The following is a 24,694-nucleotide window of genomic DNA, read 5'->3' on the forward strand; positions in this document are numbered from 1 at the left end:
TGCGGTTGTCGGCCGCCCAGGTCGCGCCCGCCCCGATGTCGGCGATCTGGTCCGGATACAGCTCGCCGGTGCGCAGGTCTTTGAAGCGCAGCGTATAGCGTTCGTCGCCGATGGTGTCGACGGAATATGCCAGCAGATTTCCGTCCAGGCTGACGGTGGCGGCACCGAGCGCGAAGAACTCGTGACCCTGCGCCTCGGCGTTCGAGTCGAGCAGGATCTGCTCGCCGGGTATTTCGGTGTCCTCTTCCAGTGTCGGCGGATCCCAGTCATCGGGATCGCTCACCGGACAACGGCACTGGACGCGGTACTGCTTTCCTTCGAAGGTGCGGGCGTAGTACCACCAGTCGCCCTGTCGCGTCGGAACCGACAAGTCGGTCTCCTTGGTACGCGCCTTGATCTCATCGAAGATCTTCTGCCGCAAGGGTTCTAGATCGGCTGTCATCCGGTCGACGTAGTCGTTTTCCGCCTCAAGGTAGGCGACGACTTCGGGGTCCGACTTGTCGCGCAGCCACTCGTAGGGGTCGATGAAGACGTCTCCGTGATGCTCGCGTCGGGTCTCCTCGCGCTTGGCGACGGGCGGCGCCGACGCGCTGGCGCCTGTATCCGTCATGCGCCGATCCAGTCGCCGAAACTCAGGCCGGAAATGCGTTCGTAGGCATCGATATAGCGGCCGCGAGTGGCATCGATGATGTAGTCGGGCAGCGGTGGCGGTGGTTGCGAACCATGGCGGTCCCAGCCCGACTCGGGGCTGGTGAGCCAGTTACGGACGAATTGCTTGTCAAAGCTCGTCTGCACAACCCCGACCCGGTAATCCTCGGCCGGCCAGTATCGCGAGGAGTCCGGCGTGAAGATCTCATCGGCCAGAAGCAGATTGCCGTCGCGGTCGGTGCCGAACTCAAACTTCGTGTCGGCGATGATGATTCCCCTCGTCAGAGCGTGGTCGGCGGCCTGAACATAGATCTGCAGCGTGCGGTCGCGCAGCTGGTTGGCATAAACCCCGCCCACTAATTCGATCACCCGGTTGAACGAGATGTTCTCGTCGTGATCCCCCAGCGCCGCTTTAGTGGCGGGGGTGAACAGTGGTTCGGAGAACTTGCTGGCCTCGACGAGGCCGGGAGGCAGGGTGATGCCGCAGACCTTCCCGGTCGCCTGATAGTCCAGCAATCCCGACCCGGTGAGGTAGCCGCGCGCAACGCACTCCACCGGCAGCATCTCCAGCCGCCGCACCACCAGGGCACGGCCAAGGACCTCCTCGGGGATCCGTGGGTCATCCGGTGGCCCGGCCAGGTGATTGGGAGCGTCGACAAGGCCGAAGAAGAAGACGCTCATCGCGGTGAGGATGCGGCCCTTGTCCGGGATGATGCTGTCCAGGACGTAGTCGTACGCCGAGATCCGGTCAGTGGCGACCAGCAGCAGATGTTCCTGGTCGACGCCATAAATCTCGCGGACCTTGCCGCTGGCCAGGTGCCGGTAGTCGGACAGTGCGGGGCGCATCGGGTCAGCCTATCGGGCACCCGGGAAGGGGCCGCGCGTCGGGAGCTGTGCTGGGATCGAGACTATGACCCCGCGGTTTTTGCCCTACTCCACCCGACCCGGCCGGCTGATGGTCCAGCTGCTCAGCGACTTCGCCGTCGTCCTGTGGACCGCTATCTGGCTGCTAGTCGGACTGGCGGTTTACGACGCCGTTTCGACGATCGCGGACGCCGGCCGGCAAGTCGAGAGCGGCGCGCATGGCATCGCCGGCAATCTGGCGTCGGCCGGCCACGGCGCCCAGCAGATCCCTTTGGTGGGGGACGCGGTCAGCCAGCCGCTGAACTCCGCCAGCCAGGCGGCGCTCGATCTTGCGGGCGCGGGCCACGACTTGGACTCCACCGCCAGCTGGCTTGCGGTCCTGCTGGCGATGGCCATCGCCGCCGTCCCCATCCTCGTCGCGGACGTGCCGTGGCTTCTCCTGCGGCTGCGGTTCTTTCGACGGAAGTTGACCGTCACCGCGTTGGCCGCGACCCCGGCCGGTGAGCAACTCCTTGCCTTGCGGGCATTGACGAACCGTCCGCCGGGAAAGCTCGCCGCGGTCAGCGCGGATCCGGTCGGTGGGTGGCGCCGGGAGGATCCGCTCACCATCCGGGCCCTGGCCGCGCTCGAACTACGCGCGGCCGGCATCTCGATCGGCGGCCTGTAGCAGCGCGCGGCCCAGGAGCAACAACCCGGCGACGACGACAACGAGCCACGCCGCCAACGCATCCCAAAAGAAGACGAGCGAAACGGTCAGCAATGACCGCTGGCCGATCTCGTTGGCCATGGCGTAGCTGGCCGCGGAGTACATGCCCAGCGGGAACACGAGCGCCCACCACACCCCGGCGAAGCGCAACATGTTGGGACGCCTGCTGATCCGGTGCAGGCCGAAGTAGATCAGTGGCGGTATCCACAGGGTGGCCGTCACCCACGTCACGACCGTGACGATGCGCACGGGGCCGGCCAGCCACGCGGGGGCCACGGCGTGGATGTTGTCGCCGGCCAGCGTCGCAATCGCCATGCCGCCCATCAGGATCCAGGTGTCCGGCTCGAATCCGTCCCGGTCCTGTCGCTCGTTGATTACCCGCCACAGGATCAACCAGGTCATCAGGCCATAGATGAGGATCGCCGCCACCCAAACGGCCACGGCTACGGTCAGCCACCACCGATGACCGGTTTCATACGCCGCCCGGGCGATGACGATCGCCAGCCCGGAGCTTCCCACGCTACCCAGTTCCCACGCCCCGTGGGCGTGGTCGCGCAGCGCCGGCCAGCGGCGCGCCAACATGTTCCGCGCGGTGAGCCCGACCAGCACCAACCAGGACGAGAGCCCTACCGCGCCGAGCACCCGCAGGACCCACACGCTGGACGACAACCGGGTGTCGATCACCGCGCAGGCGGCAACGAAGGTGAACAACCGAAGGGTGACATCAGGATCCGCCAGATCCCAACGCAACTTCTCGCGCCTGGCGACGGTTGTCGTGGCCACCAGCGCTACCAAGAACACGAGGCCGACGGTGGCGACGACGCCCAGCGTGTCACTGATCCAGCGGTAGCCGTGGTTGTGCGCGGCGATCGACAGGATTCCGGTCGCCATGACCGCGGCGAAGACGTCCGGCGTCGGCTCGGCCTCGGCGCGTCGGATCGTCACCGTTCCTCGAGGAGTTCCACAACCAGGTGCCGGATGCCGGTATGCCGATTACTGCGAGCCCATTCGACCGGCCGCACAACCCGCACGCCGCCGAACCGGGAGAACAGCTCCTCATAGAGCACGCGCAGTTCCAGCCTTGCCAGGTTGGCACCCAGGCAGTAATGCACGCCTTGACCGAACCCCAAGTGCGGGCTGGGCTTTCGGGCAACATCAAACTCGTCGGCGCGCTCGAATACCGCGGGGTCACGATTCGCCGAGCCCTCCCAGATCTGGATCTTCTGGCCCGCCTCGATCGGCTGCCCGCCGAGCGTCGCGTCGCGGGTAGCGGTGCGCCGCTTGGACGGCGACGGCGACGTCCACCGCACGATCTCCTCGACGGCGGTCGGCAGCGCGTCGAGATCCGCTCGCAGCGCACGTAATTGCTCGGGATGGTTGGCCAGCGCCAGCAGCCCTCCCGCGACCGCGTTGCGCGTCGTCTCCGCGCCGGCACTGAACAGCAGGCTGAAGAACAGGTAGAGCTCGAGATCCGATAGGGACGGCGCATCCGCGTCGTCGACCATCGCGTTCGCCACGACCGACAACATGTCGTCGGTTGGCTCAGCCCGCTTCGACGCGATCAGCTGCTGGCCGTATTCGTACATCCGCGACCCGGCCTCCTCCACCGACAGCTGCGACATCGTGGCCTTGCGCGAGCCGCCGAAGTCGAATTGCGGCTCGATGGCCTCGAACAGCCAATGTCGTTCGGATTCGGGCACTCCCAACAGGATGCAGATCATCTGCATCGGCAGCTCGGCGGCGATGTCGACCAGGAAGTCGAACGGTTCGCCGGGTACCACGGCGTCCAGCAGCCGGCGCGTCCGCGCCCGCAGATCGTCTTCGACCAGCCGGATCATTCGCGGTGTCAGCCCGGAGCTGACGAGTCGCCGTATCTGTGAGTGGCGCGGGTCGTCCATCATGTTGAGTACTTGCCCGGCGATGGACAGATCCTGTAGCAGGGTGCCGCCATACGGTCGGCCGCCGCCCGTGACGGAGGAGTAGGTCGCCGGATCCTTCAGTACCTCAAGCGTTTCCGCATAGGTGGCGACGGACCAGAAGCCCTCGCCGTCGGGGGTGTTGTCGGTCGGCTCGTGCCAGTACACCGGCGCCTCGCGGCGGTGGATGGCGAACAAGTCGTGCGGAAATCCGTTGGCGAAATTGTCCAGATCGGTGAAGTCGATCCCCGCGAGCGCGCCGGCGAGGGTCACAGGATCGCGCCCGGGGCGTACTTGGCGGCGTCCGGGTAGCGGCTTACCAGCGCGTCCACCGCAGCGGCCACCTCGTCCACCTGATCGCCGGCGGCGCCGATGAACGCCTTCTTGTCGGCCAGCGCCGCATCCAGCGCAGCCCGGTCCAGCGGCAGTCGCTCGTCGGCGGCCAACCGCTCCAGCAGATCGGGCTCCGCGCCCTGCTCCCGCATGGCCAGCGCCGTCGCGACCGCGTGCTCTCGGATCACATGGTGCGCGGCCTCGCGCCCCATCCCCGCGCGGACCGCCGCGATGAGGACCTTGGTCGTGGCCAAGAACGGCAGGTAGCGATCCAGCTCGCGGCTGATCACCGCGGGGTAGGCACCGAACTCGTCGAGCACGGTCAAGAACGTCTCGATCTGCCCGTCTATGGCAAAGAAGCTGTCCGGCAACGCAACTCGGCGCACCACCGAGCAGAACACGTCGCCCTCGTTCCACTGCGCGCCCGCAAGCTCGGCAGCCATCGAGGCGTAACCGCGCAGCACCACCTGCAGCCCATTGACCCGTTCGCAACTGCGGGTGTTCATCTTGTGCGGCATCGCCGACGAGCCGACCTGGCCCGGAGCGAATCCCTCGGTGACGAGCTCGTGCCCGGCCATCAGCCGGATCGTATGGGCCATCGACGAGGGTCCGGCGCCGAGCTGCACCAGCGCGGAGAGCACGTCGTGGTCGAGCGACCGCGGATAAACCTGCCCGACGCTGGTCAAAACCGTTGCAAAGCCCAGGAATTGGGCCACGCGACGTTCGAGTTCTGCCAGCTTTACCGCGTCGGCGTCGAGCAGGTCCAACATGTCCTGGGCGGTGCCCATCGGTCCTTTGATACCGCGCAGCGGGTAGCGGTCGATCAACTCGCGCAGCCGCGTCAACGCGATCAGCGTCTCTTGCGCGGCGGATGCGAACCGCTTGCCCAAGGTGGTGGCCTGCGCGGCGACGTTGTGGCTGCGCCCGGCCATCACCAGATCGCGGTAGGACACCGCACGTTCGGCGAGCCGCGCCACCACCGCGATTCCATGGGAGAAGACCAACTCCAGGGACCGCCGAATCTGCAACTGCTCCACGTTCTCGGTCAAGTCGCGGCTGGTCATGCCCTTGTGCACGTGCTCGTGACCGGCCAGCGCGTTGAACTCCTCGATGCGGGCCTTGACGTCGTGGCGCAGCGACCGCTCGCGCTCCGCGATCGAGGCCAGATCGACGTCCTCGAGCACCCGCTCGTAGTCGGCGATGGCGTCCTGCGGAACGTCCACCCCGAGCTCCGCCTGGGCGCGCAGCACGGCCAGCCACAGCCGGCGTTCCGCGACGACCTTGGCCTCCGGCGACCAGATCGCGACCATTTCCGCGCTGGCATACCGGGCGGCCAGGACGTTCGGAATGCTCACAGACATAGAGCTTACGATCCGGCGCCCATACCCTGGGCAGGATGTACTTCGCCGGCGTCGATCTCGCCTGGGCCGGGCGCAATCCCACCGGGGTCGCGGTCGTCGACGCCGGGGGCCGCCTCGTGCACATCGACGCGGTCGGCGACGACGCGGCGGTGCTCGCCGCCTTGTCGCCCTATGTGCGGGGGCAGTGCCTGGTGGGATTCGACGCGCCGCTGGTGGTGACCAACCCGACCGGCCAGCGACCCGCCGAAGCGGCGCTCAACCGCGACTTCCGCAAGTTTCAAGCCGGGGCGCACCCGGCCAACACGGCGAAACCGGAATTCGCCGACGGTCCGCGTGCGGCGCGACTGGCGCGCGCCATGGGCCTCGACATGGACCCGCGGTCACCTGCGTCCCGGCGTGCCATCGAGGTCTACCCGCATCCGGCAACCGTGGTGCTGTTCCGGCTGGTACGAACGCTCAAGTACAAGGCGAAGCCCGGCCGCGGCGTCGATCAGCTCAAATCCGAGCTGCTCTTGCTGATGGACGGCATCGAGAAGCTCGCGCACGCTGCGGTGCCCTTGCATGTGGCGGGCAATGAAGAGTGGGCCAGGCTGCGCAAACGCGTAACCACCGCCGAGCGCAAAAGCGAGCTGCGCCGCGCCGAGGATCCCGTCGACGCCGTCGTCTGCGCCTATGTGGCGCTCTATGCGCAGCGCTGTCCGGCGGACGTGACGATTTACGGCGACTTCGCCACCGGGTACATCGTGACGCCTTCGCTGCCGGCCGACCGCACGGGCCGCTGATCTATGGGGGCAAGCACCTCGATGAGATCGACCACCGTCCCCAGCGCCGCCGCGCGGGGATCGCGGCCCTCGACCAACGCGGACACCACGGAGCCGTCGACCGCACAGATCAGCGTGCACACCAGCTCGATGTGCACCGTGCGGCCCGATCGCTCGATGGCCTCGGCGACGGCCTCGGCGCGCTGCCGCAGGCTGCGACGCATGGTCTCGCGCAATGCGGGCAGCCGGGTGCACGCGATGTGTCGCTCGTAGCGCGAGATCAACTGGTCGCTGAGTCCGGGGCTGGACACGTCGCCGACAAGCAGATCGACCAACACCTCGGCGATGGTCTCCGGTCCGCGGCGCCGGCGGGAAAGGGCGGTAACCCGCGACCGCAGCTGCGCCACCTCGATCATCGCGATGTGTTCGACCGCGCGCGCGATCAAATCATCAAGGGACGAGAAGTAATACGTAGTGGACGCCAACGGCAGTCCGGCCCGTCGAGCGACCGCGCGGTGACCCACGGCATCGAATCCGCCTTCGGCAAGCAGCTCGGCGGCGGCGCTAACGAGCGCATACCGCCGACGTTCTCCCTTAGGAGTGACTGCTGCCGTCACGAGTAGCCATCGTGCCAGCCAAAGTGGTACTGCATTGCCATTTCGGCCAAACGGCCCGCCGGACCAACATGGCATGATGGCCCGCATGCCCGACTTGAGCCGCCGCGCCCTGCTGGGTCTCGGCGCCAGCGCCGCCGCGGGTGCGGCGGGCACGTACGCGCTCGACATCCTGTTCAAGCCCCGGCCATCTCAAGCCATGCCGCTCTCACCGGCCGGCACCCAGGCGCCGCTGGCGCCGCCGCCGGCCCCACCTCTGGAACCGGCTCCCCCGGGTCAGCCGGCGCCCACCATGGTGACGGGTTCCTTCGTCTCGGCGGCGCGCGGCGGGATCAACACCAATTGGGCCATCGCACGACCGCCCGGACAAACGAAGACGCTGCGACCGGTCATCGCGCTGCACGGCAAGGGCAGCGACGCATCCACGGTGATGGCCGGCGGTGTGGAACAGGGCCTGGCCCAAGCCGTCAACGCGGGCTTGCCGCCGTTTGCGGTGGTCGCCGTCGACGGTGGCGGCAGTTATTGGCACAAGAGGGCGTCCGGCGAGGACAGCGGGGCCATGGTGCTCGACGAGCTGATCCCGATGTTGAGCGGCCAGGGCCTGGACACCTCGCGGGTGGCGTTCTTGGGCTGGTCGATGGGCGGCTACGGCGCATTGCTGCTCGGGGGCCGGCTGGGTCCGGCGCGCACCGCGGCGATCTGCGCGGTCAGTCCCGCGTTGTGGCTCTCCTCCGGCGCGGCCGCGCCCGGTGCCTTCGACGGGCCCGACGACTTCGCGGCGAATTCGGTGTTCGGGATGCCCGCGTTGGGGTCGATTCCCATTCGGGTCGATTGCGGCGACAGCGATCCGTTTTACGCCGCGACCAAACAGTTCATCGCGCAACTGCCGCATCCGCCAGCGGGTGGTTTCTCACCCGGCGGGCACAACGGGGAGTTCTGGAGTTCGCAGCTGCCCGCCGAGCTGACCTGGATGGCGCCGCTGCTGACGGCGTAAGTGCGCTTGGCCGCCGAGAGTCACGCTGGCGCGGCGCTGGGCACCGAGTGTGCCGCCGGCGCTACGCTCGCGAAGGTGACGGCACCTTTCGATTGGGAGTTCCCCTACGCGTGGCCGCGCAAGCCCATGCTGGCGGAAAACGTTGTGTGCACGTCACAACCGCTGGCAGCCCAAGCGGGCCTGCAGATGCTCGCCGAGGGAGGAACCGCGGTGGACGCGGCCATCGCCACCGCCATCGCGCTCACGGTGGTGGAGCCCGTCTCCAACGGCATCGGCTCGGACGCCTTCGCCATCGTGTGGGACGGCCGGCAGTTGCACGGGCTTAATGCGTCTGGCCGTTCGCCCGCGGCCTGGACGCCGGAATACTTCGGCGGCAACGCCGTTCCCGTGGTCGGCTGGAATGCGGTCACCGTGCCGGGCGCGGTGTCGGCGTGGACCGAACTGCACGCCAAGTTCGGCAAGCTCGAGTTCGAAAAGCTCTTCGAGCCCGCAATCCGCTACGCCCGCAACGGTTTCCTGCTCTCACCGACCGTCGCGGAGCAATGGGCGGCGCAGATAGCGCTGTTCGAAAGGCAGCCCGGGTTCGCCGGCGCCTTCATGCCCGACGGGCGGGCGCCCGAACCCGGTGAGCGGTTCAGCTTTGCCGAACAGGCCACCACGCTCGAGAAGATCGCCGCAACCAACGGCGACGCGTTCTACCGCGGAGAGCTGGCCGCTCAACTCGAGGCGCACGCGCTGGCCAACGACGGCGCGATGCGCGCCAGCGACCTCGCTGCTCACCGCGCCGACTGGGTGGGCACCATCAGCGGCACCTATCGCGGGTACACCGTCCACGAGCTCCCGCCCAACGGTCACGGGATCGTGGCGCTGATCGCCCTGGGAATCCTGCAGCACTTCGACATGGGCTCGTTCCCAGTCGATTCCGCGGACAGCGTGCACCTGCAGATCGAGGCGGTGAAGCTGGCCTTTGCCGACGCGCAGGCCTACGTCGCCGACATCGAGCACATGCCGGTCCGCCCGGAACACCTGCTGGACGCCGACTACCTGAGGCAACGCGCGGCCCTGATCGATCGTGCCCGGGCGAGGCCGGCGTCAGCGGGCGCTCCGAGCGGGGGAACCGTGTACCTGACCGCCGCCGACGCCGCGGGGATGATGGTGTCGATGATCCAGTCGAACTACATGGGGTTCGGGTCCGGTGTCGTGGTGCCGGGCACCGGGATAGCGCTGCAGAACCGTGGTGCGAATTTCGCTGCGGCCGAAGGACACCCGAACCGGGTTGGGCCGGCCAAACGGCCATACCACACGATCATCCCGGGCTTTGTCACCAAAGACGGCGCTCCCGTGATGAGCTTCGGCGTGATGGGCGGAACGATGCAGCCTCAGGGTCACACGCAGGTGATGGTGCGCATCGCCGACCATGGACAGAATCCGCAGGCCGCGTGTGACGGCCCGCGGTTTCGGTGGGTGCAGGGCATGCAGGTCAGCTGCGAGAAAGGCTTCCCGGCCGCGACGCTGGACGAGCTTCGCCGCCGCGGACATGACCTGGTTGCCGTGGACGACTACAACCAGTTCGGCAGCTGCCAGGCGATTTGGCGGCTCGACGGCGGCTATTTCGCGGCGAGCGATCCCCGCCGCGACGGCCAGGCCGCGGGTTTCTAGACGTTGATCTTGCCCTCGGCCGCCAACAGCGCGATGTCGCTTCGAAAGTGGCTGCCCGGCAGTCGGATCGACCGCATCAGCTGGTAGGCCTGCGATCGCGCGGCGGCGAGGTCGGCGCCGGTGCCCACCACCGATAGCACGCGGCCACCCGACGAGATCACCTCGCCGTCATCGCGGCGCGCCGTGCCCGCGTGCAGCACCCCCTCGGCTTCCGAGCCGGCGACGACGTCCCCGACCCGAGGGCGCCCGGGATAATTCTCCGCCGCCAGCACCACCGTGACGGCCGCCCCCTTTTGCCAGCGCAGATCGCCGAAGTCGGCCAGCTTGCCGGTGCCCGCCGCGTACAGCAGCTGCCCGAGCGGCGATTCCAGCAGCGCCAGCACGGCCTGGGTCTCCGGATCGCCGAAGCGGCAGTTGAATTCGACCACGGCCGGACCGTTGGTGGTGATCGCAAGTCCGACGTACAACAACCCGCAGAACGGGCTGCCCCGCTGAACCATTTCCGCCGCAACGGGTTCCACGATATTGCCGACGATGTCCCGGTATACCTCGTCGGGAAGCCACGGCACCGGCGCGTAGGCGCCCATGCCGCCGGTGTTGGGTCCGGTATCGCCGTCACCGACACGCTTGAAGTCCTGCGCCGGCAGCAGCGGCACCACGGTCTCGCCGTCGACGACGCAGAACAGCGACACCTCCGGGCCGTCCAAATATGACTCCAGCAACACCGGGTGGCCCGCCTCGAGCAGTCCGGCGGCGTGCGCGCGGGCGACGCCGCGGTCCGCGGTCACCACTACGCCCTTGCCCGCGGCCAGCCGGTCGTCCTTGACCACCCAGGCGGGGTCGCCCGCGGGAGGCCCGAACCGATCCAGGGCGGCGTCCAAATGCGCCGGGCTGTCAACGGTTTCGCTGGCCGCGGTGCGAACTCCGGCCGCGGCCATGACCTCCTTGGCGAACGCCTTGGAGCCCTCGATGCGGGCGGCGTCCTTGCTGGGCCCGAAGCAGACGATGCCGGCGGCGCGCAGTGCGTCGGCCACCCCCAGCACCAACGGCACCTCGGGACCGATCACCACCAGGTCGGCACGCAGCTCGCGGGCCAGGGCGACTACGTCGGAACCCGACGTGATGTCGACGTCGTGCTGCTCGGCCACGCGGGCGGTACCGGCGTTGCCGGGAGCGACGAATAGTCCCGTGACCTGGGGGTCTTTCCGAAGCGCCAGCAACAGCGCATGCTCTCGTGCACCCGAACCGATCACCAGAACTCGCACGACACGTCAGACTAGCCCAGGCGTTCAGACGATTCGCTCCAGCAGGCCTTTCAACTCTTTTTGCTGCGCCGCAGTGAGGCGTCCGAGACGCTTGTTGAACTCGTCGGACAGCAGCGCCAACCCGTCCGCGGCGGCCTTGCGCCCGGCGGGGGTGAGCAGTAGTCGATGTCGCCGCAGATCGGAGGCGTCGATCTCACGGCGCACAAATCCCGCGGCCTCGAGTCGTTTGAGGTAGACGGTGACCGTCGCCTTGGGCATGCTCAACGTCGCCGCCAGTTCGGCGGGGTAGGGATGCTCGTCGATCTCGGCGAGCAGGAACAGCTCCTTGGATTCGAGCCCCAGCGCGCAGATGTCGGCCTCCGCGCACGAGATGACCGACAGCAGCACGCGGTAGTTCAACGACCAGATCTTGGCCGCGTCGATCGCCGGCATCGACTTGCCCGATCGTTCAGACATGAACTAGTTTAGGATGGAACAACCCCATAATCGAACAATTTACCAGAAGGTGGCCCCAATGCCCCTGGATCAGTACGTGACACTCGGACGCTCCGGATTGCGCGTCAGCCGGTTGTGCCTGGGCGCCATGACGTTCGGCGAAGACCTCGGCTGGGGCACCAGTGTCGAAGAGTCCCAACAAATCATCGACCGTTACACCGAACTTGGCGGCAACTTCATCGACACCGCCAACTTCTACACCCGAAGCCATTCCGAGAAGATCATCGGCGACCACATCGGTCGCAACACCGCCCGCCGGGACCGCTTGGTGATAGCCACTAAATTCAGCGGCAACCTGTATCCGGGTGATCCCAACGGAGGTGGCTCCGGCCGTAAGTCCCTGGTCAACGCTTGCGAGAACTCCCTGCGGCGCCTGCAAACCGATTACATCGACATGTACTGGCTGCACATTTGGGACGTGAACACTCCGATCGACGAGACGATGTCGGCGCTCGACGACCTCGTCCGCGCCGGAAAGGTCCGCTACATCGGCGTTTCGGACACCCCGGCGTGGAAGATCGCCGAGGCCAACCTCATCGCCCGGTTCCGCGGCTGGTCGAGCTTCGTCGGCCTGCAGGTCGAGTACTCGCTGTTGGAACGCTTCATCGAACAAGAACTGGCCCCGATGGCAGCGGAGTTCGGGCTAGGCATCACGCCCTGGTCGCCGCTGAAGAGTGGCGTGCTCAGCGGAAAGTACACCCGAGCCAATGCCGGCCAACGCGGCGCCGATCGCGGCGCGATGGTCGACGCATTCCTCAACGAGAAGACCTATGCGCTGATCGACGAACTCGAAGGCATCGCGAAGGCGCACGAGACGAACGTCGCCAGCGTCGCACTGGCCTGGGTGCTCGCGCAGCCCGCCGTCTCCTCGGTCATCATCGGGGCGCGCAGGCTCTCGCAACTCGAGGACAACGTCCGCGCCGTCGACGTGAACCTCAGCGCCGATGAACTGGCCCGGCTAACCGCGCTGACCAAGCCGAAATTCGGGTTCCCGCATAACATGCTGGAGATGGCGCCCGGCATCATCAACGGCGGAACGTCGGTCAACGGCGGCCGTGCGCCGATCTCCGAGTACGTGATGCCCGAAGGTGGCCGGCCTTACTGATACCGGTCAGTCCTTGTCCCCGGAGTGCATCTTCAATGCGGCGTCCACGTTGGCCTTCTTGTCCTCTCCGGCACCCTTCGCGGAGGCCTTCTTCCGCTTTGCGACGACGGCGTCGACGGCGCCGTTGAGCGCGGAACCGAGGGGGAACCCGAGGTAGTGGGTGAGAAAGACGGCCATCTCCTTGAGCTCCGTCTCGGTGAGCTCCCCGTTGAGCAACGCGGCATTGATCTGAATCTCGGCCAGGTCGCGGTTGCCGATCGCGGTCACCGCCGTCAACGTCATGATGCGCTTGTCGCGCATCGACAATCCCGGTCGCGTCCAGATGCTGCCGAACAAGTGGTCGACGGTCAGGTCGAAGTAAGCGTCGCCCTCGATGTTGGGCATCTCCCAGCCGTAGACCTCGTTCATTTTCTCGAGGCCCTTGCGGCGAAGTTCGTCCATCACGCTTCTTTCTCTGTGTGCGGCACCCCGAGGCCGGCCGCCAGCCCCTCGTAGGCCAGCCGGGCCAGCGGCAGATCCACCGACACCGCCTCACCCACGGCCAGCGCCAAGCTCAGGTCTTTCTCCCCCAGACCCCGGGTATGCATGAACGGCTGGTACAGGAAGTGCTCCGGCTCAAGGTCTTTCATGTCGTCACGGACCATTATCGCCCCGGAGCCGCCGGTGAGGGCATCGGTGTGCCGCACCACCCGACCCAGCGCCTGCAGATCCAGGCCCGCTGCCTCCGCCAGTTTCATGGCCTCACACGCCGCGACATACGAAGTGAAGGTCAACATGTTGCGGGCCAGCTTCATTCGAGTCCCGGCGCCGGGCTCACCGGCGTGGATGACCACCGCCGCCCAGTGTTTGAACGCCGGCTTGATCCGCTCGTACACCTCCCGATCGGCCCCCACCATGGTGGCAAGCTCGCCCTTCGCGGCGGCCGCGGCGCCACCGCTGACCGGCGCGTCCACGACATGGATGCCCTGTGGCTTGAGGTCACTGGCCAGTTCCGCAGCCGTGGTGTCGCTGATGGTCGAGTGGATCGCGATGACCGTGCCGGGCTTGGCGTGGGCGGCCAGCTCGCCGACGACCTCGCGCACCTGCGCGTCGTCGAGGACGGTGACGTGGATGATGTCGGCGGCGGCTACGTCGGCGACGCTGTCGGCCAGGCCGGCGCCCTTCTCGGCCAGCGGCGTCATCGCCTCGGTCCGGATGTCGTAAACCGTCACCCCGCCGGGCCATTCGGTCATCTTCGTGGCCATCGGCGCACCCATATTGCCCAGGCCGATGTACCCGAGCTTCAAGTCACTGGTCATATGCGCCGCTCCTTCTCATCGCTGCGCTCTGCATCGTCGCCGGCGGTCATGACCGGATTATCTGCCCGCCGTCAACGTTGAAGATCTGCCCCGTGATCCACGACGCCTCATCGGAGAGCAAGAACAGGCACATCCCGACCAGATCCTCGGGAGTCCCCATGCGCGACAAGGGAAGACCCTTGACGATGTCGGCGACCATCTCCTGCGGCGTCGTGGTCCGGTTGGCCTCGGTGTCGATGGGCCCGGGCGCGATCGCGTTGATCCGGATGTTCTGGCCACCCAACTCACGGGACAGCTGCTGGGTCAGGCCGTTCACCCCGGCCTTGGCCAGGCCGTAATAGTTCGAGTACAGCCACGCCGCCGTGGACGACTGGTTGACGATCGCCCCGCCGCCGCGCTTGGCCATCTTCTTATAGACCGCGCGGGTGCACCACAACGCGCCGTCGAGGTTGACGCTCATGAACTTCTTGTAGTACTCGGGATCGATGGTGAGCAGGAAGTCCAGCTTCATGCCCCCGAAGATCGCGGCGTTGTTGACCAGATAGTCGATGCCGCCGAACTCGGCGAGCGCGCGGTCGGCCATCGCCTTCGCCGAAGCCGGGTCGGACACGTCGACCGGCACCGCCAGGGCCGTACCGCCGTCGGCCACAATCTGCTTGGCCACCGCCTCGGCCGCCTCGGATTTGATGTCGGCCACGACAACGGCGGCGCCTTCGCGGGCCAGAGCCTCGGCGTACGCCTGCCCGATGCCGCCGCCCGACCCGGTGACGATGGCGACCTTGTTCTCAAACCGCATGCTCTCGAGCTCCTCTAGTTAACCGCTGTTGCGATGGTCTTGATCTCCAGGTATTCCTCGAATCCGGCCAGACCCATCTCCCGACCGTTTCCGGACTGCTTGTAACCACCGAATGGGGCGTCGGCCGAATACCACACGCCCCCATTGACGTTGATCGTGCCCGCGCGGACCCGCGCGGCAACCCTCGCCGCCCGATCCGGGTCGGCGCCGAAAACGGTGCCCGACAGCCCGTATGGAGAGTCGTTGGCGATGCGCACCGCGTCGTCGTCGCCGTCGTGCGGAATCACCGTCAGGACCGGGCCGAAGATCTCCTCGCGCGCGCAGCGGGCGTCGTTGCCCAGCCCCGCGATCACGGTGGGCTCGATGAAGAAACCGACGTCGCGGTCGGACGGCCGGCCACCCCCGCACGCGAATGTGCCGCCCTCGGCGATGGCCGAGTCCAGGTAGCCCTGGATCCGATCGCGCTGGCGCGCCGAAATCACGGGCCCACAGATCGTTCCGGGGTCGGTGGGGTCGCCGGCCTTGATGCCGCCCATCGTTGCGGCCGCGATGGCTACAGCTTCGTCATACTTGGCCCGCGGCACCACCAGCCGGGTGGTGATCGCGCATCCCTGCCCGGCGTGCATGCACACCGAGAACCCGGCCACGCCCACGGCACTGCTCAGGTCGGCATCGTCGAGGACGATGAACGCCGACTTGCCGCCGAGCTCGAGGAAGACCTTCTTGATGGTGGCGGCACCGTCGGCCATCACGCTGCGGCCGGTTGCGGTCGACCCGGTGAACGAAACCATGTCCACCCGAGGGTCTTTGGCCAACAGCGCACCCACGCCGTGGTCGCTGGAGGTGACGATGTTGATGACACCGGGCGGGAAGTCGGTGTGCTCGGCGATGAGTTCCCCCAAAACCGCGGCGCACCATGGGGTATCGGGGGCGGGCTTGAGGACGACGGTGTTCCCCGCGGCCAACGCGGGCCCGATCTTGGCGAGGTTGATCTGGTGGGGGAAGTTCCACGGGGTGATCGCACCGACGACGCCGACGGCCTCACGGGCGATGGTGCGCCGGGTGGGGATGCCCATCGGCGACGCCACGCCGAGATCCTGGTTGTAAACGTAGGATTCGGCGGTATCCGCCGCGAACGCGAGGTCGTTGACCGGAACTTCGAGCTGGGCGATGCTGGTGAGCATCCGCGGCGCGCCGACCTCGGCGATGGTCAGGTCGCGCAGCTCTTCGAGGTGCTGCTGCATCGCCTCGCGCAATTGACGCACGCACCGCACCCGCAACTCGGTGTCCCGCGACCACTCCGTCTCATCGAAGGCGCGCCGCGCGGCGTCGATGGCGCGGCCCATGTCGTCGGCGTCGGCGTCCGCCGCGACCCCGAGCACCTCCTCGGTCGCGGGGTTGATCGTCGGGAACGTGCCGGTGCTGCCGGGCGACATCTTCCCGTCGATGAAAAGTGCGCTCACGCCGTCGGCCAACAAGGCCATCTCCCGCTCCCGTCTCTGCGACCAATCGAGCACGCGAAATCTCAGTGAACTTCAGTGGACACTTGTCCGATATTCTCCGATGGAACCATAGCCGTCCGGCTGTCGGCGGTGCAAGGGTCGATCGCGATCGGGGCGGCTGCCGCCCGAAAACACCACATTAAGCCGCATCTTTGCGGATCGGGGTTGCTTCCGGCGGAGTCGGTCCGATAGCTTGGACATGTGTCCAGCGATGCACTGGTGACGATCAAGTCCCAGGCCGATCACCAGGCCGGCCGGCCCACGCGGAACCGCCGCCAGGAGGAAACCTTCCGGAAGGTGCTCGCGGCGGGCATCGAGACGCTGCGTGAGAAGTCGTACGCCGACCTGACGGTGCGCGCGGTGGCGGCCCGCGCCAAAGTCGCCCCGGCCACCGCTTATACCTACTTCTCGTCGAAGAACCACCTCATCGCCGAGGTCTACCTCGACTTGGTGCGCCAGGTCCCCTACTTCACCGACGTCAACGACCCGATGCCCACCCGGGTGGAACAGGTGTTGCGCCACCTGGCCCTGGTGGTCGCCGACGAGCCGGAGGTCAGCGCCGCGTGCACGACGGCGTTGCTCAGCGGAGGCGCCGAGCCCGCGGTGCGGGCCGCGCGCGACCGGATCGGCGCGGAGATCCACCGTCGCATCGCATCCGCGATCGGCCCCGACGCCGACCCCACCGCCGTGTCCGCGCTGGAGATGTCGTTCTTCGGCGCGCTCGTCCAGGCCGGAAGCGGCGAATTCACCTATCGCGAGATCGCCGACCGGCTGGCCTATGTGGTCAGGCTGATCCTCACCGGCGCCGGAGAGACTAGCCAGGAGACAAGCACCGAATGACCATCCATGTTGGCGACCACGAGCTGGTCCTCGATCCGTACGACTACGACTTCCACGAGGACCCGTACCCGTACTACAAGCGCCTCCGCGATGAGGCCCCGCTGTATCGCAACGAGAACCTGAACTTCTGGGCGTTGTCGCGGCACCAAGATGTGCTGCAGGGGTTCCGCAACAGCACGACGCTATCCAACAAGTACGGCGTCTCGCTGGACCCGGCATCGCGCGGGCCGCACGCATCGAAGACGATGTCGTTTCTGGCGATGGACGATCCCGCACATCTACGACTGCGGACGCTGGTGTCAAAAGGCTTCACTCCCAGAAGGATTCGGGAACTCGAACCCCGGGTCACCGAGATCGCGGTACAACACCTGGACACGATGCTGGAAAAGGCCAGGTCTTCAGCGGACGGCACCGTCGACTACGTCGACGAGTTCGCCGGGAAGCTGCCCATGGACGTCATCTCGGAATTGATGGGTGTCCCCGAACCGGATCGAGTTCAGGTGCGCGCCTGGGCCGACGGGGTGATGCACCGCGCGGAGGGCGTCACCGACGTGCCGCCGGAGGCCGTCGAGGCCTCCATCAACCTGATCGTCTACTACCAGGGGATGGTCGCCGAGCGGCGCAAAAAGCTGACGGATGACCTGACCTCGGCGCTGCTGGAAGCCGAGATCGACGGCGACCGGCTCACCGACGAAGAAGTCCTCGGCTTCATGTTTCTGATGGTGATCGCCGGCAACGAGACGACCACCAAACTCCTTGCCAATGCCGCATTCTGGGGTCACAAAAACCCGGATCAGCTGACTCCGGTCTATGCCGACCTGTCGCTGGTGCCGCTGTGGGTCGAGGAGACCCTGCGCTACGACACGTCCAGCCAGATCCTGGCCCGCACCGTGTCTGGGGAGCTCACCCTCTACGACACGACTATTCCCGAGGGCGACGTCTTGCTGCTGTTGCCCGGTTCCGGCCATCGCGACGAGCGGGTCTTCGACAATCCCGACGACTATCTGATCGGGCGCGAAATCGGGCCCAAGCTATTGAGTTTCGGTAGTGGCGCACACTTCTGCCTGGGCGCGCATCTGGCGCGGATGGAAGCCCGGGTCGCGCTCACCGAGTTGTTCAAGCGAATCCGCGGATATCAGGTGGACGAGGCCAACGCCGTCCGCGTCCACTCCAGCAATGTCCGCGGATTCGCTCACCTACCGATGACCGTGGAGGTCCGCTGAATGCCCCGCTTTGACCCCCTGCCCGAACGCCGGCCGGCCATCGTGGCCGGCGCCTCGTCCGGCATCGGAGAGGCCACCGCCATCGAACTCGCGGCGCACGGCTTCCCTGTCGCGCTTGGTGCCCGCCGAGTCGAGAAGCTCAACGACATCGTGGGCAAGATCAACGCCGAAGGCGGCGAGGCCGTCGGATTCCACCTGGACGTCACCGACCCGAACTCGGTCAAATCCTTTGTTGCACAGTCGGTCGATGCACTGGGCGAGATCGAGGTGCTGGTGGCCGGCGCCGGCGACACGTACTTTGGCAAGCTCGCGGAGATCACCACCGACGAGTTCGAGTCGCAACTGCAGATCCACCTCGTCGGCGCCAACCCGCTGGCCGCCGCGGTGCTGCCGGGCATGCTGGAGCGCCGGCGTGGCGATTTGATTTTCGTCGGCTCCGACGTGGCCCTGCGCCAGCGGCCGCACATGGGTGCCTACGGCGCGGCGAAGGCCGCTCTCGTGGCGATGGTCACCAACTTCCAAATGGAGCTCGAGGGCACCGGCGTGCGGGCCTCGATCGTGCACCCCGGCCCGACGAAGACCTCGATGGGCTGGAGCCTGCCGGCCGAAAAGATCGGCCCCGCACTGGAGGACTGGGCCAAGTGGGGCCAGGCCCGCCATGACTACTTCCTGCGCGCGGCGGACCTGGCGCGCGCCATCACGTTCGTCGCCGAGACACCGCGCGGCGGGTTCATCGCGAACATGGAGCTTCAGCCCGAAGCCCCGTTGGCTGACAAGAAAGATCGACAGAAGCTCGCACTCGGCGAGGAGGGAATGCCGTCATGACAACCACCGCGATTGTTCCGCGGGTTTCCGGCGGTGCGGAAGAGCATGGTCACCTCGAGGAATTCCGCACCGACCCAATCGGTCTGATGAAGCGCGTCCGGGAGGAGTGCGGCGACGTCGGCTGGTTCCAGCTGGTCGACAAACACGTCATCCTGCTATCGGGCGCGGGCGCCAACGAATTCTTCTTCCGCTCCGCCGACGAGGATCTGGACCAGGCCGAGGCGTACCCGTTCATGACGCCGATCTTCGGCAAGGGCGTCGTCTTCGACGCCAGCCCCGAGCGGCGCAAGGAGATGCTGCACAACTCGGCCCTGCGCGGCGAGCAGATGAAGGGCCACGCCAGCACCATCGAGGGCGAAGTCAAGAAGATGATCGCGGACTGGGGCGACGCCGGCGAGATCGAGCTGCTCGACTTCTTCGCGGAGCTGACCATTTACACCTCGACCGCCTGCCTGATCGGGCTGAAGTTCCGTGAGCAGCTCGACCACCGCTTCGCGGAGTACTACCACGAGCTGGAACGTGGCACCGACCCGCTGTGCTACGTCGATCCCTACCTGCCGATCGAGAGCTTCAAGCGACGCGACGAGGCACGCGTCAAACTCGTTGCGCTGGTGCAGGAGATCATGGACCAGCGGCTGGCCAATCCGCCGAAGGACAAGGCCGACCGGGACATGCTCGACGTGCTGGTCTCGATCAAGGACGAAGATGGCAATCCGCGGTTCTCCGCCGACGAGGTCACCGGGATGTTCATCTCGCTGATGTTCGCCGGGCACCACACCAGCTCGGGAACTTCGGCGTGGACGCTGATCGAATTGATCCGCCATCCCGACGTGTACGCCGAGGTGCTCGCCGAGCTCGAGGAGCTCTACGCCGACGGCCAAGAGGTGAGTTTCCATGCGCTGCGGTCGATTCCGAAGCTGGATAACGTGGTCAAGGAGACCCTGCGGCTACACCCGCCGCTGATCATTCTGATGCGGGTGGCTCAGGGCGAGTTCGAGGTCGAGGGCTTCGGAATCCACAAGGGCGACTACGTCGCCGCGTCCCCGGCGATCAGCAACCGGATCCCCGAGGACTTCCCCGATCCGGACGCCTTCAAGCCCGACCGCTACAACAAGCCCGAACAGGCCGACATCGTCAACCGGTGGACCTGGATTCCGTTCGGCGCGGGGCGGCACCGGTGCGTCGGCGCCGCTTTCGCCCAGATGCAGATCAAGGCGATCTTCTCGGTTCTGCTGCGCGAGTACGAATTCGAGATGGCGCAGCCGGCCGACAGCTACCACAACGACCACTCCAAGATGGTCGTCCAGCTCGCGCGGCCGGCGAAGGTCCGCTACCGCAAGCGCCAGAAGTAGGTTCCCCCATGGGATTTAGGATCGAAGCCGATCTGGATTTGTGTCAGGGCCATGCCATGTGCGAACTGGAGGCGCCGGACTATTTCCGGGTGCCCAAGCGCGGCAAGGTCGAGATCCTCGACCCGGAACCGCCGGAAGACGCCCGCGACGAAGTCGAGCGCGCGGTCGATATGTGCCCAACGCATGCACTGTTCATCAAAGAGAAAGAAGACTGACCATGGCGTCATCACGCGACGAACTCGAGGCATGGGTCGACCGCTGGCTGCAGGCCAACAAGGACTGCGAGAAGGCCGGTGACTGGCGGCCGTTGGCGGACTTCTACGCCCAGGACGCCACCTACGGCTGGAACATCGGGCCCAAGGAAGACGTGATGTGCGTCGGCGTCGACGAGATCCGCGACATCGCCCTCGGAATGGAGATGGAGGGCCTGGAGAACTGGGTGTACGAGTACCAGAAGGTGCTCATCGACGAGAAGCAGGGCGAGATCGTCGGCTTCTGGAAGCAGATCGTCAACAAGTCCGACGGCACCCAGGATGAGATCTACGGCATCGGCGGCAGTTGGTTCCGCCTCAACGCCGACAACCTCATCGAGTGGCAGCGGGACTTCTTCGACTTCGGTCACGTCGCGTACATGTTCGGCAAGCTCATCGAATCCGGCGACCTCAGCCCCGGCATGCAGAAGCGGATCGAGCGCAGCATCGCCGGCGAGAAGCTGCCGGGCTACTACCCGCTCGGCCAGGCACCGGTGCAGATCTGGTGACCGGAGCCAATGGCGGACCAACCAAGCATTTGATTTGTTGCACGCGCTATGCTGACGCGACAAGGGTGCCTGTGGCGCCCGTCACCAAGCTGTCCGGCATGAAGGGGCCGGCCAGCTCTGATCGATTCAAAGGCGAAATGGGGTCAGGACCATCGTGAAGACAAAAGGCGCACTGATCTGGGAGTTCAACCAGCCCTGGTCCATCGAGGAAATCGAGATCGGCGACCCGCAAGCGCATGAGGTCAAGATCCAGATGGAAGCGGCCGGCATGTGCCACTCCGACCATCACCTCGTCACCGGCGGAATCCCGATGGCCGGCTTCCCGGTGCTCGGCGGGCATGAGGGTGCCGGCATCGTCACCGAGGTCGGGCCGGGCGTGGAAGACATCGCGCCGGGCGATCACGTGGTGCTGTCCTTCATCCCGTCCTGCGGGCAATGCCCGACGTGTCAGGCCGGCATGCGCAACCTGTGCGACCTGGGGGCCGGACTGCTCGGCGGTGCGGCCGTCTCCGACGGCACGTTCCGCATCCAGGCCCGCGGCAAGGACGTCTTCCCGATGACGCTGCTCGGCACGTTCTCGCCGTACATGGTGGTGCACCGCAGCTCCGTGGTGAAGATCGACCCGTCTGTCCCCTTCGAGGTTGCCGCCCTGGTCGGCTGCGGCGTCACCACCGGCTACGGCTCGGCGGTCCGCACCGCCGACATCCGGCCGGGCCAAGACGTCGCCATCGTCGGTGTCGGCGGGGTCGGCATGGCAGCGCTGCAGGGCGCCGTCAACGCCGGTGCACGCTACATCTTCGCGATCGACCCGGTCGAATGGAAGCGCGACCAGGCGCTGAAATTCGGTGCGACCCACGTCTATCCCGACATCAACGCGGCGCTGATGGGCATCATGGAGGTCACCTACGGGCTGATGGCCCACAAGGTCGTGGTCACCGTCGGGGAGCTACACGGCGCCGACGTCGACAACTACCTCAACATCACCCAAAAGGGCGGCACCTGCGTGCTGACCGCCATCGGCAGCCTGCTGGACACCAACGTCAACCTCAACCTGGCGATGCTCACCTTGATGCAGAAGAACTTGCAGGGCACCATCTTCGGCGGCGGCAACCCGCAGTACGACATCCCGCAGCTGCTGTCGATGTACAAGGCCGGCAAGCTGAACCTGGACGACATGGTCACCACCCAGTACCGCCTGGAGCAGATCAACGAGGGCTACCAGGACATGCTGGACGGCAAGAACATTCGCGGCGTCATCCGTTACACGGACGCCGACAGGTAACAGACGCTTCAACCGACTGGGTCCCGAATGACGGGGTTCGGGCACCTGCTGGCGCCGGGACGGATCGGCGCCATGACGGTGCGCAACCGCCTGGTGATGTCTCCGATGGAGACCATGTACGGCACGCCTGATGGGCTGCCGTCCGAGCGCACGCGCGACTACTTCGCCGCCCGCGCCAGGGGCGGTGTCGGCCTGATCACGGTGGGCGCCACCGGGATCGACCACCAGCATCCGGAGACTCCCGGCGGGTTGCACCTGGCCACCGACGAATCGGTGGAGGCGCATCGGGCTCTCGTGGAGGTGGTGCACGAGCACGGCGCCAAGATCCAGCCACAAATCGTGCATTCCGGTCCCGACGGTCTGGGGCCGGAGATCTTCGGGGTCACGTCATTGGGCCCGTCGGTGATCCCCTCCTACCTCACCGGACGCCCGTCGGTCGAGATCAGCAAGCAACAGCTGTGCGGAGTGTTCGATTTGTTCAAGGCCGCGGCGCGGCGTGCCGTCGAGGCCGGGTACGACGGCATCGAGCTGCACGCCGCGCATGGCTACATGCTGCTGGGCTCGTTCCTTGCGCCGCAACGCAATCGCCGCACCGACGACTATCGCGGTGATTCGGCACGTGGCCGGGCGCGGGTGGTCCTCGATGCGCTGGCCGCGATCCGTTCCGAGATCGGTGACACCCTGCCGATCACGCTACGCATCTCGGGCTACGAAAGGGTCGCGGGTGGCCGGCCGATCTTCGAGACCGCGCAGCTGGCACCGGAGTTCGCGGCCGCGGGTGTCAATGCGTTCCACGTCAGCGGCGGGGTGATCGATCGGTTGGTGACCGGGATGGTCAACGGTGCCGATGACGGCGACGGGCTCAACGTCGGGGCCGCGGCGGCGGTCAAGCAGGTGGTCGACGTCCCCGTGATCGCCGTCGGCCGCATCCACGATCCGGCCCTGGCCGAACGGATCCTGGCCGACGGGCGCGCCGATTTCATCGCGATGGGTCGTCCCCTGCTGGCCGATCCCGAGCTTCCGCGCAAACTGCGCGACGGGCAGGTACACCGGATTCGCAAGTGTATATCCTGTGAAAACTGTATCGACGCAATGGAACTGCGTTTCTCTGTCGACTGCGCCGTCAATCCGCGCACCGGCAAGGAGCGCGAAATGACGGCGGCTCCCGCTGCGCGCCCCAAGCGTGTGGTGGTGATCGGCGGCGGGCCGGCCGGGCTGGAGGCAGCCCGGGTGGCCGCCGAGCGGGGACACCGCGTCACGCTTTTCGAACGCAGCATCGCAATGGGCGGGGCGCTGCGCTGGGCATCGGTTCTGCATCCGGAGAACGAGCCTTTCCTGCGCTACCTGCGCAACGAGATCAAGCTCAGCAGCGTGGACGTCTGTCTTGGTCAAACGATTTCGTCTCAAGGCGTCATCGATGCCGACCCGGATGCGGTGATCGTGGCCACCGGCGGCAGGGTCGCCGTGCCGGTGATCCCCGGATCCGATCTGCCGCACGTACACACCGGCCCCGGGTTGCGCGAATTGCTGGGTGGGCGAACCGAATCCGGCGCACCGGCCTGGCAACGCCTGGGTGCTTCCGCGCTGGGCGGGTGGCGACAACGGCTGATGCATCCTGCCGCGGTCCGGATGGCCAGCCGCGCCTGGATGCCGCTCGGACGACGGGTCGCCATAATCGGCGGTGACTTGGTCGCCCTCGAACTGGCCGAATTCCTGGCGAGTCGGGGCCGGCTGGTGTCGATACTCGAATCCGGCAAAGACATCGCCCCGGAGGTGGGCAACAAACGCAAGACTGAACACATGGATCGCCTCGATCGGCTGGGCGTCACCGTGCATGTGCGGACCGCCGTCGAACGGATCACTACCGAGGCTGTGGTGTTCACCCCGGCCCGTGGCACCACCCGAGAGCTGGAGGCCGACAGCGTCGTGCTGGCCGGCACCGCCGAAGCCGACACCTCGATGTTCGACGCGCTGGTCGCCGCCCTGCCCGGCGCTCAGGTGCACGCCGCCGGCGACTGCACCGGGCTCGGGCTGATCCGCAAGGCCACCGAGGAAGGCGCGCGCGCCGCGTGCGCAATCTAGTGACAGGAGAACA

24 protein-coding genes and 1 pseudogene are annotated in these 24,694 nt (G+C 66.7%); 13 read left to right on the forward strand and 12 right to left on the reverse strand.

The window, feature by feature from the left end:
- Positions 1-610, reverse strand: a pseudogene (locus A5711_RS14915) (oligopeptidase B); the annotation flags it as partial.
- Positions 607-1,494 (reverse strand): phosphoribosylaminoimidazolesuccinocarboxamide synthase, encoded by an 888-nt coding sequence (locus A5711_RS14920; RefSeq protein ID WP_067947737.1) that lies wholly within the window; start codon positions 1,492-1,494, stop codon positions 607-609. The gene A5711_RS14920 and the pseudogene A5711_RS14915, both read right to left, overlap by 4 nt.
- Positions 1,495-1,558: 64 nt before the next feature.
- Here A5711_RS14920 and A5711_RS14925 point away from each other — a divergent pair, with 64 nt between their 5' ends.
- A complete protein-coding gene (locus tag A5711_RS14925; protein WP_067947739.1) occupies positions 1,559-2,179 on the forward strand; it encodes a hypothetical protein in 621 nt (206 codons plus the stop codon).
- Here the strand turns inward: A5711_RS14925 and A5711_RS14930 are convergent.
- Genes A5711_RS14930 through purB form a run of 3 tightly spaced genes read right to left on the reverse strand, consistent with a single transcriptional unit; the run spans position 2,144 to position 5,822 of the window.
- Complete coding sequence (locus tag A5711_RS14930; RefSeq protein WP_067947741.1) at positions 2,144-3,163, reverse strand: tellurite resistance/C4-dicarboxylate transporter family protein; 1,020 nt, start codon at positions 3,161-3,163, stop codon at positions 2,144-2,146. The genes A5711_RS14925 and A5711_RS14930 overlap by 36 nt on opposite strands.
- Complete coding sequence (locus A5711_RS14935) at positions 3,160-4,407, reverse strand: cytochrome P450 (RefSeq protein ID WP_067947745.1); 1,248 nt, start codon at positions 4,405-4,407, stop codon at positions 3,160-3,162. Before A5711_RS14935 ends, A5711_RS14930 begins: the two co-directional genes overlap by 4 nt.
- Positions 4,404-5,822, reverse strand: coding sequence for an adenylosuccinate lyase (purB, locus tag A5711_RS14940; protein ID WP_067947747.1), 1,419 nt, complete (start codon positions 5,820-5,822; stop codon positions 4,404-4,406). The genes A5711_RS14935 and purB overlap by 4 nt, the downstream gene beginning before the upstream one ends.
- A gap of 41 nt (positions 5,823-5,863) precedes the next feature.
- Here purB and A5711_RS14945 point away from each other — a divergent pair, with 41 nt between their 5' ends.
- Complete coding sequence (locus tag A5711_RS14945) at positions 5,864-6,610, forward strand: DUF429 domain-containing protein (protein ID WP_067947756.1); 747 nt, start codon at positions 5,864-5,866, stop codon at positions 6,608-6,610.
- Here A5711_RS14945 and A5711_RS14950 read toward each other — a convergent pair.
- Complete coding sequence (locus A5711_RS14950) at positions 6,544-7,206, reverse strand: TetR/AcrR family transcriptional regulator (protein WP_067947758.1); 663 nt, start codon at positions 7,204-7,206, stop codon at positions 6,544-6,546. The genes A5711_RS14945 and A5711_RS14950 overlap by 67 nt on opposite strands.
- Positions 7,207-7,279: 73 nt before the next feature.
- On the opposite strand from A5711_RS14950, the gene A5711_RS14955 reads away from it, so the two are divergent.
- A complete protein-coding gene (locus tag A5711_RS14955) occupies positions 7,280-8,197 on the forward strand; it encodes an alpha/beta hydrolase-fold protein (protein WP_067947759.1) in 918 nt (305 codons plus the stop codon).
- A 75-nt stretch (positions 8,198-8,272) separates the two neighbouring features.
- Complete coding sequence (locus tag A5711_RS14960; protein ID WP_067947800.1) at positions 8,273-9,856, forward strand: gamma-glutamyltransferase family protein; 1,584 nt, start codon at positions 8,273-8,275, stop codon at positions 9,854-9,856.
- On the opposite strand, the gene purD is transcribed toward A5711_RS14960, so the two are convergent.
- Together purD and A5711_RS14970 are read right to left on the reverse strand one after the other, a co-directional pair.
- Complete coding sequence (gene purD / locus A5711_RS14965) at positions 9,853-11,121, reverse strand: phosphoribosylamine--glycine ligase (RefSeq protein WP_067947761.1); 1,269 nt, start codon at positions 11,119-11,121, stop codon at positions 9,853-9,855. The two genes, A5711_RS14960 and purD, sit on opposite strands and share 4 nt — an antisense overlap.
- Positions 11,122-11,145: 24 nt before the next feature.
- Positions 11,146-11,577, reverse strand: coding sequence for a MarR family winged helix-turn-helix transcriptional regulator (locus A5711_RS14970; RefSeq protein WP_231972090.1), 432 nt, complete (start codon positions 11,575-11,577; stop codon positions 11,146-11,148).
- Between the two features lie 49 nt (positions 11,578-11,626).
- Here A5711_RS14970 and A5711_RS14975 point away from each other — a divergent pair, with 49 nt between their 5' ends.
- Positions 11,627-12,721, forward strand: coding sequence for an aldo/keto reductase (locus A5711_RS14975; RefSeq protein ID WP_156744951.1), 1,095 nt, complete (start codon positions 11,627-11,629; stop codon positions 12,719-12,721).
- Positions 12,722-12,727: 6 nt separating this feature from the next.
- On the opposite strand, the gene A5711_RS14980 is transcribed toward A5711_RS14975, so the two are convergent.
- The 4 genes from A5711_RS14980 to A5711_RS14995 are packed head-to-tail and all read right to left on the reverse strand — an operon-like array spanning position 12,728 to position 16,299.
- Positions 12,728-13,162, reverse strand: coding sequence for a carboxymuconolactone decarboxylase family protein (locus A5711_RS14980; RefSeq protein ID WP_067947764.1), 435 nt, complete (start codon positions 13,160-13,162; stop codon positions 12,728-12,730).
- Entirely contained in the window at positions 13,162-14,019 is an 858-nt protein-coding gene (locus A5711_RS14985) for an NAD(P)-dependent oxidoreductase (protein ID WP_067947765.1), read from the reverse strand. Before A5711_RS14985 ends, A5711_RS14980 begins: the two co-directional genes overlap by 1 nt.
- A gap of 46 nt (positions 14,020-14,065) precedes the next feature.
- Positions 14,066-14,815 carry an SDR family oxidoreductase gene (locus A5711_RS14990; RefSeq protein ID WP_067947767.1) on the reverse strand — a complete coding sequence of 250 codons (750 nt, stop codon included), beginning with the start codon at positions 14,813-14,815 and terminating at the stop codon, positions 14,066-14,068.
- Between the two features lie 14 nt (positions 14,816-14,829).
- Positions 14,830-16,299: an aldehyde dehydrogenase gene (locus A5711_RS14995; RefSeq protein ID WP_067947769.1), complete on the reverse strand. Its 1,470-nt coding sequence runs from the start codon at positions 16,297-16,299 to the stop codon at positions 14,830-14,832.
- A 219-nt stretch (positions 16,300-16,518) separates the two neighbouring features.
- Between A5711_RS14995 and A5711_RS15000 the strand changes: the two genes are divergently transcribed.
- From A5711_RS15000 to A5711_RS15035, 8 genes are all read left to right on the forward strand, one after another.
- Positions 16,519-17,157, forward strand: a complete 639-nt coding sequence (locus tag A5711_RS15000) for a TetR/AcrR family transcriptional regulator (protein WP_067947772.1) — start codon at positions 16,519-16,521, stop codon at positions 17,155-17,157.
- On the forward strand, positions 17,154-18,380 hold the full coding sequence (locus A5711_RS15005) for a cytochrome P450 (RefSeq protein WP_067947773.1): 1,227 nt from the start codon (positions 17,154-17,156) through the stop codon (positions 18,378-18,380). The genes A5711_RS15000 and A5711_RS15005 overlap by 4 nt, the downstream gene beginning before the upstream one ends.
- Positions 18,381-19,205 (forward strand): SDR family oxidoreductase, encoded by an 825-nt coding sequence (locus A5711_RS15010; RefSeq protein WP_067947775.1) that lies wholly within the window; start codon positions 18,381-18,383, stop codon positions 19,203-19,205.
- Positions 19,202-20,557, forward strand: coding sequence for a cytochrome P450 (locus A5711_RS15015; RefSeq protein WP_067947777.1), 1,356 nt, complete (start codon positions 19,202-19,204; stop codon positions 20,555-20,557). The genes A5711_RS15010 and A5711_RS15015 overlap by 4 nt, the downstream gene beginning before the upstream one ends.
- Before the next feature lie 8 nt (positions 20,558-20,565).
- Complete coding sequence (locus tag A5711_RS15020) at positions 20,566-20,772, forward strand: ferredoxin (RefSeq protein WP_067947779.1); 207 nt, start codon at positions 20,566-20,568, stop codon at positions 20,770-20,772.
- Positions 20,769-21,317: a nuclear transport factor 2 family protein gene (locus A5711_RS15025; protein WP_197501045.1), complete on the forward strand. Its 549-nt coding sequence runs from the start codon at positions 20,769-20,771 to the stop codon at positions 21,315-21,317. Before A5711_RS15020 ends, A5711_RS15025 begins: the two co-directional genes overlap by 4 nt.
- Before the next feature lie 154 nt (positions 21,318-21,471).
- A complete protein-coding gene (locus A5711_RS15030; RefSeq protein WP_067947783.1) occupies positions 21,472-22,599 on the forward strand; it encodes an NDMA-dependent alcohol dehydrogenase in 1,128 nt (375 codons plus the stop codon).
- A 27-nt stretch (positions 22,600-22,626) separates the two neighbouring features.
- Positions 22,627-24,681 carry an FAD-dependent oxidoreductase gene (locus tag A5711_RS15035; RefSeq protein WP_067947785.1) on the forward strand — a complete coding sequence of 685 codons (2,055 nt, stop codon included), beginning with the start codon at positions 22,627-22,629 and terminating at the stop codon, positions 24,679-24,681.
- Positions 24,682-24,694: the final 13 nt, after the last annotated feature.

The organism is Mycobacterium sp. E2238 (assembly GCF_001672665.1).
GTDB lineage: Bacteria > Actinomycetota > Actinomycetes > Mycobacteriales > Mycobacteriaceae > Mycobacterium.

What these genes read in the sequence shown, in the direction of transcription:
- A5711_RS14970 (WP_231972090.1), bottom strand. Translation starts at nt 11,577, where the DNA reads ATGTCTGAACGATCGGGCAAGTCGATGCCGGCGATCGACGCGGCCAAG.
- A5711_RS15010 (WP_067947775.1), top strand. Translation starts at nt 18,381, where the DNA reads ATGCCCCGCTTTGACCCCCTGCCCGAACGCCGGCCGGCCATCGTGGCC.
- A5711_RS14990 (WP_067947767.1), bottom strand. Translation starts at nt 14,815, where the DNA reads ATGCGGTTTGAGAACAAGGTCGCCATCGTCACCGGGTCGGGCGGCGGC.
- A5711_RS15015 (WP_067947777.1), top strand. Translation starts at nt 19,202, where the DNA reads ATGACAACCACCGCGATTGTTCCGCGGGTTTCCGGCGGTGCGGAAGAG.
- A5711_RS14995 (WP_067947769.1), bottom strand. Translation starts at nt 16,299, where the DNA reads ATGGCCTTGTTGGCCGACGGCGTGAGCGCACTTTTCATCGACGGGAAG.
- A5711_RS14955 (WP_067947759.1), top strand. Translation starts at nt 7,280, where the DNA reads ATGATGGCCCGCATGCCCGACTTGAGCCGCCGCGCCCTGCTGGGTCTC.
- A5711_RS14985 (WP_067947765.1), bottom strand. Translation starts at nt 14,019, where the DNA reads ATGACCAGTGACTTGAAGCTCGGGTACATCGGCCTGGGCAATATGGGT.
- A5711_RS14980 (WP_067947764.1), bottom strand. Translation starts at nt 13,162, where the DNA reads ATGGACGAACTTCGCCGCAAGGGCCTCGAGAAAATGAACGAGGTCTAC.
- A5711_RS14945 (WP_067947756.1), top strand. Translation starts at nt 5,864, where the DNA reads ATGTACTTCGCCGGCGTCGATCTCGCCTGGGCCGGGCGCAATCCCACC.
- A5711_RS15020 (WP_067947779.1), top strand. Translation starts at nt 20,566, where the DNA reads ATGGGATTTAGGATCGAAGCCGATCTGGATTTGTGTCAGGGCCATGCC.
- A5711_RS14925 (WP_067947739.1), top strand. Translation starts at nt 1,559, where the DNA reads ATGACCCCGCGGTTTTTGCCCTACTCCACCCGACCCGGCCGGCTGATG.
- A5711_RS15035 (WP_067947785.1), top strand. Translation starts at nt 22,627, where the DNA reads ATGACGGGGTTCGGGCACCTGCTGGCGCCGGGACGGATCGGCGCCATG.
- A5711_RS14920 (WP_067947737.1), bottom strand. Translation starts at nt 1,494, where the DNA reads ATGCGCCCCGCACTGTCCGACTACCGGCACCTGGCCAGCGGCAAGGTC.
- A5711_RS15005 (WP_067947773.1), top strand. Translation starts at nt 17,154, where the DNA reads ATGACCATCCATGTTGGCGACCACGAGCTGGTCCTCGATCCGTACGAC.